Source organism: Rhizobium sp. GR12, assembly GCF_036596185.1.
GTDB lineage: Bacteria > Pseudomonadota > Alphaproteobacteria > Rhizobiales > Rhizobiaceae > Agrobacterium > Agrobacterium nepotum.
In genome coordinates, this window is sequence record NZ_JASXTH010000004.1 from 130,089 (window position 1) to 142,661 (window position 12,573).

The 12,573-nt window shown below is 59.9% G+C and carries 10 protein-coding genes and 1 pseudogene; all 11 read left to right on the forward strand.

The features are described from left to right. Window positions 1–59 precede the first annotated feature (59 nt). Window positions 60–764, forward strand: a complete 705-nt coding sequence (locus tag QSK43_RS08450) for an amino acid ABC transporter permease (RefSeq protein WP_332303077.1) — start codon at window positions 60–62, stop codon at window positions 762–764. After that, window positions 761–1,420 carry an amino acid ABC transporter permease gene (locus QSK43_RS08455; protein ID WP_332303078.1) on the forward strand — a complete coding sequence of 220 codons (660 nt, stop codon included), beginning with the start codon at window positions 761–763 and terminating at the stop codon, window positions 1,418–1,420. Before QSK43_RS08450 ends, QSK43_RS08455 begins: the two co-directional genes overlap by 4 nt. Then, window positions 1,401–2,132, forward strand: coding sequence for an amino acid ABC transporter ATP-binding protein (locus QSK43_RS08460; RefSeq protein WP_332303079.1), 732 nt, complete (start codon window positions 1,401–1,403; stop codon window positions 2,130–2,132). Before QSK43_RS08455 ends, QSK43_RS08460 begins: the two co-directional genes overlap by 20 nt. Before the next feature lie 23 nt (window positions 2,133–2,155). Further along, complete coding sequence (locus QSK43_RS08465; protein ID WP_332303080.1) at window positions 2,156–3,091, forward strand: 2-hydroxyacid dehydrogenase; 936 nt, start codon at window positions 2,156–2,158, stop codon at window positions 3,089–3,091. 192 nt (window positions 3,092–3,283) lie between these two features. After that, a complete protein-coding gene (locus tag QSK43_RS08470) occupies window positions 3,284–5,503 on the forward strand; it encodes a putative bifunctional diguanylate cyclase/phosphodiesterase (RefSeq protein ID WP_442967802.1) in 2,220 nt (739 codons plus the stop codon). Between the two features lie 81 nt (window positions 5,504–5,584). Continuing rightward, a pseudogene (locus QSK43_RS08475) lies at window positions 5,585–5,800 on the forward strand (porin); the annotation flags it as partial. 303 nt (window positions 5,801–6,103) lie between these two features. Continuing rightward, entirely contained in the window at window positions 6,104–7,039 is a 936-nt protein-coding gene (locus QSK43_RS08480; protein WP_332303081.1) for a LysR family transcriptional regulator, read from the forward strand. 112 nt (window positions 7,040–7,151) lie between these two features. Further along, complete coding sequence (locus tag QSK43_RS08485) at window positions 7,152–7,631, forward strand: formate dehydrogenase subunit gamma (RefSeq protein ID WP_332303082.1); 480 nt, start codon at window positions 7,152–7,154, stop codon at window positions 7,629–7,631. Further along, complete coding sequence (locus tag QSK43_RS08490; protein WP_332303083.1) at window positions 7,628–9,184, forward strand: formate dehydrogenase beta subunit; 1,557 nt, start codon at window positions 7,628–7,630, stop codon at window positions 9,182–9,184. Before QSK43_RS08485 ends, QSK43_RS08490 begins: the two co-directional genes overlap by 4 nt. Window positions 9,185–9,188: 4 nt before the next feature. Further along, window positions 9,189–12,071: a formate dehydrogenase subunit alpha gene (fdhF, locus tag QSK43_RS08495; RefSeq protein WP_332303084.1), complete on the forward strand. Its 2,883-nt coding sequence runs from the start codon at window positions 9,189–9,191 to the stop codon at window positions 12,069–12,071. A 71-nt stretch (window positions 12,072–12,142) separates the two neighbouring features. Continuing rightward, window positions 12,143–12,481 carry a formate dehydrogenase subunit delta gene (locus QSK43_RS08500; RefSeq protein WP_332303085.1) on the forward strand — a complete coding sequence of 113 codons (339 nt, stop codon included), beginning with the start codon at window positions 12,143–12,145 and terminating at the stop codon, window positions 12,479–12,481. The last annotated feature ends 92 nt before the right edge of the window (window positions 12,482–12,573 follow it).

Genomic DNA, 12,573 nt, shown 5'->3' on the forward strand with positions numbered 1-12,573 from the left:
TCAACGCGCCCGCCGGAACGAAAGCTCCGGCTGGCCGGGAAATGTCAACGGAGTGACGCATGTCCTATACATTCCAATTCGGCGCGCTCGCCCAATACCAGAACGAGATTCTGAACGGCATATGGCTGACGATCAAACTGTCGGTCCTCTCCATCGTGCTCGGCTGCGCTTTCGGCATTCTTCTAGCCTCGCTGCGCTCCATCAATGGCGGCATCGTCCGCATCATGGTGGATGCCTATGTGGAGGTGATCCGCAACACACCGTTTCTGGTGCAGCTTTTCATCGTCTATTTCGGTCTGCCGGGTCTCGGCTTCCGGGTGGGGGCGGAGACTGCAGCACTGATCGGCATGACGATCAATCTCGCCGCCTATTCCACGGAAATCATCCGCGCCGGGATCGAGGCGGTGCACAAGTCGCAGATCGAGGCGGGTGAAGCTCTGGGTTTCACCAGGTACCAGATCTACCGTCACGTCATCATCGTGCCGGCCATTGCCAAGGTTTACCCCTCGCTTTGCAGCCAGTTCGTGCTGATGATGCTGGCATCGAGCATATGCTCGGCCATTTCCACGCATGAGCTTGCGGCCGCCGCAGCCTTCGTGGAATCGCAGACCTATCGCTCCTTCGAGGTCTATATCGTCGTCACGCTCATCTATCTTGCGCTGGCGCTCAGCCTGCGGCTCATCCTTGCCCTTGTCGGCATGTGGCTGTTCGGCCGCCGCGTGGCGCGCAAGACGATGACCGCTTTGCCGGAGGTGCAGTCATGACTCTTCGAACATTCGGCTGGAACGAGTTTGGCTTCCTGCTCACCGCCCTGCAATGGACCGTGCTTCTGACGATCATTGCGCTCATCGGCGGCGGTATTGTCGGTTTCCTTATCGCGCTTGCCCGTACCTCCAATCTGAAGGCGCTGCGCATCGCTGCCGGCACCTATATTCAGGTCATTCAGGGCATTCCGGTGCTGATGATCCTGTTCCTTTCCTATTACGGCCTCAGCCTTGCCGGACTGGAACTGCCACCGCTGATCGCTGCCGGCGCGTCCATGACGATCTATACGTCCGGTTACCTCGCCGAAATCTGGCGCGGCTGCATTCAGGCGGTGCCGAAGCAGCAATGGGAAGCGTCGGAATCGCTGGCGCTGACCCGTGCTCAGCAATATCGCTACGTCATCCTGCCGCAGGCGATCCGCATTTCCCTGCCGCCGACCGTCGGTTTCGCCGTTCAGGTCGTCAAGAATACGTCCATCGCATCGATCATCGGTTTCGTCGAACTGGCGAGAGCGGGGCAGCTCATCAACAATGCCACGTTCCAGCCGTTCCGCGTCTTCGTCGCGGTGGCCGTGCTTTATTTCATCGTCTGCTACCCGTTGTCCCAGCTGTCGCGTTGGCTGGAAAGGAGGCTTCATGCCGGAAGTAATCGTTGAAAACGTTCACAAGAGCTTTGGCGCTCTGGAAGTCCTGAAAGGCGTGTCGCTGACGGTCGGTCGCGGAGAAGTCTTCGCCCTCATCGGCCGCTCGGGTTCGGGCAAGAGCACGCTGCTGCGCTGCATGAACGGACTGGAGAAGATCAATTCGGGCCGTATCGAGATCGCTGGTCATGCGCTTGGCGACGATGCCAAGGCGCTGCGCAAGCTGCGTACCGATGTTGGCATCGTTTTCCAGAGCTACAATCTTTTCCCGCATCTGACGGTTGGCGAAAACATCATGCTCGCCCCGCGTATCGTCAAGGACGTGGCGAAATCGGAAACGAAGGACATTGCCCGCGAGGTTCTGCAACTTGTCGGCCTGTCGGAAAAGTACGATTCCTATCCAGACCAACTTTCCGGCGGTCAGCAGCAGCGTGTGGCGATTGCCCGTTCGCTCGCCATGCGGCCGAAGGTGATGCTGTTCGACGAGGTAACCTCGGCGCTCGATCCCGAACTGACGGAAGAGGTGCTGACGGTTATGGAAAACCTCGCCAAAGGCGGCATGACCATGATCCTCGTCACCCATGAAATGGCCTTTGCGCGGCGCGTCGCAACCGAAACCATCTTCATGCATAAGGGCAAGATTTGGGAGCAGGGCCGCTCAGTGGAGCTTTTCGCCAATCCGCAAACGCCGGAACTCCGGCAATTCGTCAAGGCCGATGTGAGATAAACCACCGGCGCAAAGGAAGTTCAATGACAACAGAAATTTTGCAACTGTGCCCGCTCATCCCGGCACTGGAAGAAGAACTCGCCCAGCGCTTTGCCGTGCATCGCCTGTTCGAGGCTACAGATAAAGCCGCCTTCCTTGCCGAGAAGGGGGCGTCGATCCGTGGCGTTGTCACCGGCGGCCATATCGGCCTGCCGGTGGATATCGGTGCGGCTCTCCCCAAGCTTGAAATCGTCGCCATCAATGGCGTCGGTTTCGACAAGGTCGATCTGGCTGAAGCGAAACAGCGCGGTTTCCGCGTCTCCAACACGCCGGATGTACTGACAGCCGATGTTGCGGATCTGGCGCTCGGCCTCGTTCTGGCGCAGGCGCGCAAGCTGCCGCAGGCGGACCAGCATGTGCGCACGGGCCAATGGCTGAAGGGCGATATGGGGCTTTCCACCCGGGTTGCCGGCCGCCGTTACGGCATTTTCGGCCTCGGCCGCATCGGCCAGGCGATCGCCAAACGACTTGAAGGTTTCGACGCGCGCATTTCCTATACCGCCAGAAATCGCCGTGATGTTCCCTACGACTATTTTGACAGCATCGAGGCGCTGGCCGCCAGTTGCGACGTGCTGATCATCGCTGCCGCCGCCACCGCCGAGACACGCCATATCGTCAATGCGGATGTCCTGAGCGCCCTAGGACCCCAAGGCGTGCTCGTCAACGTGGCGCGTGGTTCGCTGGTGGACGAAAAGGCGCTGGTCGAGGCCCTTGCCAGCGGCAGGATCGGCGGCGCAGCACTTGATGTCTTTGAGGATGAACCGCGTGTTCCGGGAGCGCTTTTCGCTTTCGACAACGTCACGCTCGCCCCACATGTCGGCAGCGGCACACACCAGACACGGCGGGCCATGGCCGATCTCGTTCTCGCCAATCTCGATGCGCATTTCGCTGGCAAGACCTTGCCGACGCCCGTCGCGTGACAAACCCAAATATGATGCAATAGAGGCGGACGGCGCCCGTGTTTTTTCGGTGCCGTCCCTTTCGCACTATCCAGCCGCTTATCGGCGCGGCGGCAAAAGGCTGTATTACTCCGCAATCTTTCCAATGTTCACATTTATATAATACGTATAGTCCTACTATTCTGCCTTCTTATGCAGTAATGAGGCGGATAGGTGCGTTCCAAAGGCCCGAAGACATCCTTGCAGAACCGGCCGCCGAGAACGAAACCCGGCGAGGCTGTCGTGTCATCCGTCATTCCCGTAACGGGCGAAAATCCTCACCCGTCCTACCGGCATACCCTTCTGGAAGCGATGATCGACCATGTGCCGGATTTCATCTATGCCAAGGATCTGGAAGGCCGTTTCCTCTTCGCTAACCGCGCGATCGTCGTCGAAAACGGCTTCGACACCGTCGAGGAACTAATCGGCCTTACCGACTCCGATATTCACGGCGATGCGGCGCACCTTGCCGGCATTCCGGAGACGGAGGCGCGGGTGATGCGCACCGGAGAGCCGGATCTCGGTTATGAGGAACGCGCCATGCGCGGTGAGATCGACCGCTGGCTGATGATGTCGCGCGTGCCGCTGAAGGACAAGGCCGGCAACATTATCGGTGTGGTCGGCGCCTCGCGGGATATAACCCAGAAAAAGGCCTCGGAGAGACTGCTTCAGGCGCAGGCGCGTATTCTTGAAATGATTGTCGCGGCGGCGCGTATCGAGGATTTTCTCGTGGAGTTCGTCAAGGCCATCGAAAATCTCGCCACCGGGTTTGCCTGCGCTGTTCGGGTGTTCGATGCGGCGGCTGGCGAACCCTCGGTCTATACCTCACCGGCGCTTGCGCCGCATGCGGAGCTGGGAGCGCTTGTTTCCAGCGCCACTGATCCCGGGGACCTCACTCCTCCGGAAGATCATATTGCCTTCAGTTTCGACATTCCGGCCAGCGAAGGCAAGGCGCACGGCTTTGTCTGGTGCATGCTGGCGGGCCGTGAGCCGGATGCGGCGCTTTTTGAGTTTATCGGCGCTGCGGCGCGTATGGCGGGTCTCGCGATAGACCGTAAACGGGCAACGGAACATATCGCCTTTCTCGCTGATCACGACATGCTGACCCGGCTGCCCAACCGCCGTTTTCTGGATACGAGGCTGCCTGAAATACTGGCAGCAGCGGGTAAACAAGGGCGGAAGATTGGCATCGGCTTTCTCGATCTCGATAATTTCAAGCAGATCAACGACACGCTGGGCCACAGCATCGGCGATGCGTTGCTGTCGCAAACGGCCGAGCGCATCGCGCGCAGCGTTGGGCGAAAAGATCTTGTGTTGCGGGTGGGCGGGGATGAATTCGTCATCATTCTGGAGAACCAGAAGGAAGATTTCGAAAGCCGCCTGCAGCGCATCCGGGCGGCGGTCTCGCAGCCGTTGCGTCTCGGCAATTACGACATCAAGGTCACATGCAGCATAGGCATGGCCTTTTTCCCGGAGCATGGGGAAACGACGGCGGAAATCGTCGCCGCTGCCGATCTTGCCATGTATGAGGCCAAACACAATGGGCGCAATGGCATCGCCACCTTCACGCCGCGCATGGCGGATGACCTGAGGAAAAAGTTCACTCGTATCGAGGAACTGCGCAAGGCGGTGGAGAAGGACGAACTGGTGCTGAATTTCCAGCCGCAGGTGGATCTTCTCACCGGGCGCATCAGCGGCGTCGAGGCGCTGGTGCGCTGGCAGCATCCGGCGGAGGGCCTGCTGGGTCCTGCGGAATTCATCGGGCTTGCCGAAGAGACCGGCCTCATAGTGGAGCTGGGGGAAAATATTCTGAGAAAGGCCTGCCATCAGGCGCAGGCGTGGGTTGCAGCTGGCCTGTCCCCCGTCAAAATGGCGGTCAATATTTCGCCAAGGCAGTTTCAGAGCGGGCTTGTAGAGCAGATCAAGTCGGTGCTGAAGGAAACCGGTCTTGCGCCATCCCTGCTGGAAATCGAAATCACGGAGACCCTCATCATCCAGGATGTGGAAACATCCGTGCGGATCATGCGGGCCATCAAGGAGATGGGCGTCAGCCTGGCGCTGGACGATTTCGGCATTGGTTATTCCTGTCTTGGCATGCTCAAAACCTTTCCCTTGTCATGCCTGAAGATAGACCGGTCGTTCCTCACCCACCTGCCGGAAAAAACCAAGGACAGCGCCATTGTCTCCATCATGATCCAGCTTGCGGGATCGCTGGGTATCGATGTCGTCGCCGAGGGCGTGGAAACCGGCGAGCAAGCGGCATTTTTGCGCGCCGCCGGTTGTCCCTATGGACAGGGTTATTATTTCAGCCGCCCGGTGCACGCGGAAGCGATCGGCGGCATGCTGGCGAACATGACGGCATTCCCCACCGGCTTGTCCAGCGATATGCAATAGGCCCGCCCTGGCGGCCCATTATGCTTGGACCGGCTGGGGTGAACTGGCGGCGCCATCGCTTTTCTTCACATCCATTCTTGCAATGAGTGGGCCGTTGCTGCTGAATATGACATCAAGGCGACCGACAAGCTGAAGATCACCCCCTGCTTCCAGTGCTACGGCAGAGACGGTCTCGTTTCGTTCGACGAGTTCTCGAGCAACGACGCCTGGAAGGCTGGTCTGACGGTTGACTACAAGATCACGGACGGTCTCACTGTCGACGTAGACACCAAGCCTGAAGCTTGGATAAACGGGTGAGTAACTAGCTCCAGTCAAAATAACTGACATGACCTCAGGTTTGCTCCCGGTCGCTCCAGGCCGGGGGGTGTTTCGGGCGAAAGAGTGAGGGCGCTTTTGTCAACAATGTCATTGCAGGTACCGCAGGCGTGTGATGCGTCGACCGTCTTCGAGAGGCGTGGTTGCCGTGTCGAGCGCGAAACACCGGAACCGGCGGCCGGCTTCCTGTGCGTTCACTCCGGAGGGTTTGCGACAAAGCCCGCCTCGCTCTAGTGTCCGCTTTCGCACCGGCCCGCAGAATGGCCGTGTGCCACGGGAGGCAGGATGATCGATAAGCTGGAGTTTTTCATAGCGCTTGTGCGTGCGCAGCATTTCGGGCGGGCCGCGGAGGAGTGCGGCATTTCGCAGCCGACGCTGTCTGCAGCCATCAGGCAACTGGAGGATCAACTGGGCGTGGTGCTTGTCGTCCGCGCGGCGCGATATCAGGGCCTGACGCCCGAGGGGCAGCGGGTTCTCGAATGGGCAAGGCGCATTGTTTCCGACACCCGCACGATGCGGGAGGAAATGCGGGCTGCGCGCAAGGGTCTTGCCGGGCATATTCGGCTTGCTGTCATTCCCACTGCTCTCGCCATGGTGCCGCGACTGACCGAACCGTTTCAGGCGCGTCACCCGGCCGTCACCTTCTCCGTCACCTCCCGGACTTCGTTGCAGGTCCTCAGTCAGATCGAAAATCTCGAGATCGACGCGGGAATCACCTATCTCGACAACGAACCTCTGGGCCGGGTAACGACGGTTCCGCTTTATTCCGAGCGATATCACCTGATTGCGGCGGCCGGCACGCCGCTTGCCGATCAAGAGAGCGTGACCTGGAAGCAGGTTTCCGGTCTTCGGCTTTGTCTATTAACTTCCGACATGCAAAACCGCCGAATTATCAACAAGCACATGGCGGAAGCTGGTGTCGAGGCGAAGCCTACGCTTGAATCGAATTCGATGATCGTGCTGTTTTCTCATATCCGCACGGGGCAGTGGGCCTCGATCATGCCACGTAACATCGCGGAATCGTTCGGATTTCCAAAACAGATCCGAATGATCCCCATTGTCGAGCCGGATGCCGAGCATCTTGTCGGCCTGATTGCCACCTATCGCGAGCCGCACACGCCGCTCGTATCCGCGCTGTTGCACGAGGCACGATTGCGCGCCGCAGCCTCCGCTTTTGATAGAAATTCCCTATCGACTGACGGAAAGACGATATTGACCTGATCTTGGTCCGCTAGCCATTCTTTCATCATCAGGCAGCGCGGTGCACCGGGACAGGATGTGGAGGTCCCCCGGTCCAGACGCCCGCCATCCGTCGGTTTGGGAGGACTGGCTCATGAATATTCGTGCTGTCGCCGTGGATGAGGCAACGCGTGTGCAGGCTATCATCGACGGCTGTCTGCATCTGGAAGGGCCAATGCTGCCTATCCTGCACAGGGTGCAGGAAGAATTCGGTTACGTGCCGGAAAGCGCAAAGCAGGTCATAGCCCTGGCGCTGAACGTATCCCGTGCAGAAGTGCATGGCGTCGTCAGCTTTTATCCCGATTTCCACGATCATCCCGCTGGGCGTCATGTGTTGAAGCTCTGTCGGGCCGAGGCTTGCCAGTCGATGGGCTGCGAACCTCTTGCCGTTACCATCAAGGAAAAACTCGGCGTCGATTGGCACCAGACGGCAGCGGATGGTTCGGTGACGCTTGAGCCGGTCTTCTGTCTCGGGCTCTGCGCCCAGGCGCCCGCTCTGATGCTGGATGGCGAAGTTCACGCCCGGGTGGATGAGCACTGTCTAGGCTACATTCTGGCGGAGGTGCGCCGATGAGCGTGACCGTTTTCGTGCCTTGCGATTCCGCAGCACTCGCCGTTGGCGCCGACCGCGTTGCCGATGCTATCCAGCGCGAGGCCGCATCCCGCAATCTTGATATTCGCCTTGTCCGCAATGGCTCTCGCGGTATGCTTTGGCTAGAAGTACTCATCGAGGTCAGAACCGATCATGGCCGGGTCGCCTATGGCCCAGTCAAAGCCGCAGATGTGTGTGGCCTGTTCGATGCGGATTTTTTGGATGGTGGCGATCATCCGCTCTGTCTTGGGCCGACGGAGGAAATCCCGTACCTGAAAAACCAGACGCGCCTGACCTTCGCGCGCTGCGGCGTGACCGATCCGCTTTCGCTGGAAGACTACCGTGCCTGTCAGGGTATGAAGGGGCTGGAAAAGGCGGTTTCGATGCTGTCTGCCGAGATCGTCAAACAGGTCACCGATAGCGGGCTTCGCGGACGCGGTGGCGCCGGTTTCCCGACAGGTATCAAGTGGAAAACCGTGGCGGATGCCGCGGCTGACCAGAAATACATCGTCTGCAATGCCGACGAGGGGGATAGCGGCACCTTTGCCGATCGCATGATCATGGAAGGCGATCCCTTCGTACTGATCGAGGGCATGGCCATTGCCGGTCTTGCGGTTGGGGCAACCAAGGGCTTCATCTACACCCGCTCCGAATATCCCCATGCGATCAGGACGATGGAAAAAGCCATCGAGGTCGCCCGGCGTGAAGGGGTGATCGGCGCGTCTGTTCTCGGCTCGGGCCATGCGTTCGATCTCGAGGTGCGCATGGGTGCCGGTGCCTATGTATGCGGCGAAGAAACCTCGCTGCTCAACAGTCTCGAAGGCAAGCGCGGTACGGTACGCGCCAAGCCGCCGCTTCCCGCCCTGCAGGGTCTGTTCGGCAAGCCGACGGTGGTCAACAATGTCATATCATTGGCTTCGATCCCGGTGATCATGGATCGCGGCGCGGCATTTTACCGGGATTTCGGCATTGGCCGCTCGCACGGCACGATCCCGATCCAGCTTGCCGGAAACATCAGGCATGGCGGGCTTTACGAGACCGCTTTCGGCCTGCCGCTCGGGCAATTGGTCAATGATATCGGTGGCGGCACCATTACGGGCCGGCCGGTCAAGGCGGTTCAGGTCGGCGGCCCACTGGGCGCTTATTTTCCCGTGTCGCTGTTCGATACGCTATTCGACTATGAGGCATTTACCGCCGCAGGCGGCCTGATCGGTCATGCGGGCATCGTCGTCTTTGACGACACTGCCGATATGCTGCGCCAGGCGCGTTTTGCCCTTGAGTTCTGTGCGGTGGAAAGTTGCGGAAAATGCACGCCATGCCGGATAGGCTCGACACGCGGCGTCGAAACGGTCGACAAGATTTCACTCGGGATAGAGACCGAGCGAAACACGGCGCTGCTGGAGGATCTCTGCGAAACGATGAAGTTCGGTTCGCTGTGCGCGCTTGGCGGTTTTACGCCTTATCCCGTGATGAGCGCACTCCGGCATTTCCCTGAGGATTTTGCCCCCATCCCACGTGTCGAAGCGGCGGAGTAAGACCATGGCCCTTGTATCTGAAATCGACTACGGAACGCCGAAATCCAACTCGACAGAGATGCTCACGCTAACGATCGACGGCCGCGAGATCACTGTGCCGGCGGGAACCTCCATCATGCGTGCTTCGAGGGAAGCGGGCATCGATGTTCCCAAACTCTGCGCCACCGACATGGTCGACGCCTTCGGTTCCTGTCGTCTCTGTCTTATCGAGGTGGAGGGCCGAAACGGCACCCCCGCCTCATGCACCACGCCGGTGGCTTCCGGGCTTGTCGTCCACACCCAGACGGAACGCCTGAAGCAGATTCGCAAGGGCGTGATGGAGCTTTATATCTCCGACCACCCGCTCGACTGTCTGACCTGTGCCGCGAATGGCGATTGCGAGTTGCAGGATATGGCGGGCGCGGTCGGCCTGCGCGACGTGCGTTACGGTTATGACGGCGACAACCATGTGAAGGCCCGTGGCAGTGATGGCGACCTTAACGCCAACTGGATGCCCAAGGACGAGAGCAACCCGTATTTCACCTATGATCCGTCGAAATGCATCGTCTGTTCCCGCTGCGTGCGCGCCTGCGAAGAAGTGCAGGGAACGTTTGCGCTGACCATTGAAGGGCGCGGCTTCGAAAGTCGTGTTTCGCCCGGTGCGCATGAGGCGTTTCTGGATTCCGAATGCGTTTCCTGCGGCGCCTGTGTGCAGGCCTGTCCGACGGCGACGCTGACTGAAAAATCGGTGATCAAGATCGGTCAGCCGGAACATTCGCTGGTCACTACCTGCGCCTATTGCGGTGTCGGCTGCTCGTTCAAGGCGGAAATGCGCGGCGAAGAACTGGTGCGCATGGTGCCGTGGAAAGACGGTCAGGCGAACCGCGGGCATTCCTGCGTAAAGGGCCGTTTTGCCTATGGTTATGCCAGCCACCGCGACCGCATTCTCAATCCGATGATCCGGGAAAAGATCAGCGACCCGTGGCGCGAAGTGAGCTGGGACGAGGCATTTTCCCATGTCGCTTCAGAATTTCAGCGGATTCAGGGCAAGTATGGCCGCGAATCCATCGGCGGGATCACCTCGTCTCGTTGCACCAATGAAGAGACGTTTCTGGTCCAGAAGCTCGTCCGCGCCGGTTTCGGCAACAACAATGTTGATACCTGCGCCCGCGTCTGTCATTCGCCGACGGGTTACGGGTTGGGGCAGGCCTTCGGCACCTCTGCCGGAACGCAGAATTTCGATTCCGTCGAACATTCGGATGTCATCCTCGTCATCGGCGCCAACCCGACGGACGGTCACCCGGTTTTCGGCTCGCGCCTGAAGAAGCGCCTGCGTCAGGGCGCCAAGCTGATCGTCGTCGATCCGCGCCGCATCGATCTCGTCCGCACGCCGCATGTGGAGGCGTCTTTCCACCTGCCGCTGCAACCGGGAACGAATGTTGCGGTGCTGACAGCCCTTGCCCATGTCATCGTCACCGAAGGATTGTTCGACGAGGCCTTCATCCGCGAGCGTTGCGACTGGTCGGAATTCGAGGACTGGGCAGCTTTCGTGGCTGAACCGCAGCATGGTCCGGAGGAAACCGAAATCTTTACCGGCGTGCCCGCCGAGGAGCTGCGCGGTGCCGCCAGGCTCTTTGCCAAGGGTGGCAACGGCGCGATCTATTACGGGCTCGGCGTCACCGAACACAGCCAAGGCTCCACCACGGTCATGGCGATTGCAAATCTTGCCATGGCGACTGGCAACATCGGCCGGCCCGGTGTCGGCGTCAATCCATTGCGCGGCCAGAACAATGTGCAGGGTTCCTGTGACATGGGGTCTTTCCCGCACGAGCTTCCCGGCTATCGCCATATTTCCGACGATGCCACCCGGGAAATATTCGAAAGACTCTGGGGCGTTACCCTCAACAACGAACCGGGATTGCGCATTCCCAATATGCTGGATGCCGCCGTGGATGGCAGCTTCAAGGGCATCTACATTCAGGGCGAGGACATTCTCCAGTCGGACCCTGATACCAAACATGTTTCGGCCGGTCTCGCCGCGATGGAATGTGTTGTCGTGCACGACCTGTTCCTGAACGAGACGGCGAATTACGCGCATGTCTTCCTGCCGGGTTCCACCTTCCTCGAAAAGGACGGGACCTTCACAAATGCCGAGCGGCGCATCAACCGTGTACGCAAGGTCATGTCGCCGAAGAACGGCTATTCGGATTGGGAGGTCACCCAGAAGCTCGCACAGGCCATGGGGCTAACCTGGAACTATACGCATCCGTCGCAGATCATGGACGAAATCGCCGCCACAACGCCGAGCTTTGCCGGTGTCTCCTATGACTATCTGGAGAGCCGGGGCTCGGTGCAGTGGCCCTGCAACGAGAAATTTCCGGAAGGCTCGCCTATCATGCATGTGGACGGTTTCGTGCGCGGCAAGGGCAAATTCATCCGCACCGAATATGTGGCGACCGACGAGCGCACCGGCCCGCGCTTTCCGCTTCTGCTCACCACCGGCCGCATTCTGTCGCAGTACAACGTCGGCGCGCAGACAAGGCGGACGGAGAACGTTGTCTGGCATGAGGAGGATCGTCTGGAAATCCATCCGCACGATGCCGAGCAACGCGGCGTCAAGGATGGCGACTGGATCAAGCTCGTCAGCCGTTCCGGCGATACGACATTGCGGGCGCTGATTACCGATCGCGTGGCGCCGGGGGTGGTCTACACCACCTTCCACCATCCCGGCACGCAGGCAAATGTCATTACCACCGACTATTCCGACTGGGCGACAAACTGTCCGGAATACAAGGTCACCGCCGTGCAGGTATCGCCCTCGAACGGGCCGACCGAATGGCAGGAGGAATACGATGCGCTGGGCCGCCGTTCGCGGCGGATCGCCGGCAAGCTCGAGGCGGCCGAATAATCGGGGCCGGGGCAATCCCGGCCTTTTGAAAACGTGAACGTCGTCCGTCAGGCGGCGCGGGGAAAACAGCCATGCTGCTTAATCACACCGACGAAAAACTGGTGAGAATGGCGAACCAGATCGCGACTTTTTTCCTCTCCCAGCCGGACGATATCCGCGTCGAAGGTGTTGCCACTCACATTAACAAATTCTGGGAACCCCGTATGCGCAAACGGTTTTTCGAGATGGTGGATGCAGGTGCCGGGGAGTTTTTGCCGCTGGTGCTCGCCGCAGCGCTCAAGATCAGGAGGCCCGGAGCGCCAGTCGCCGATGCGGTCGGGCTAGGTGACGACGCCAAGGGTGCGCCGGGCGGCGAGGGCGCTGCTGCGGGCTTGTCCCTTTCCGAACCGAGCATTCCCGAAACCACGTAAGGATAGGCGGCGAAACGCCGCAAGCAGGCATCGCCGTTTGGGAGGACATGCGGCGGTTTCGGTTACGCCCGGTCGATGCGGCCAATGGGGTG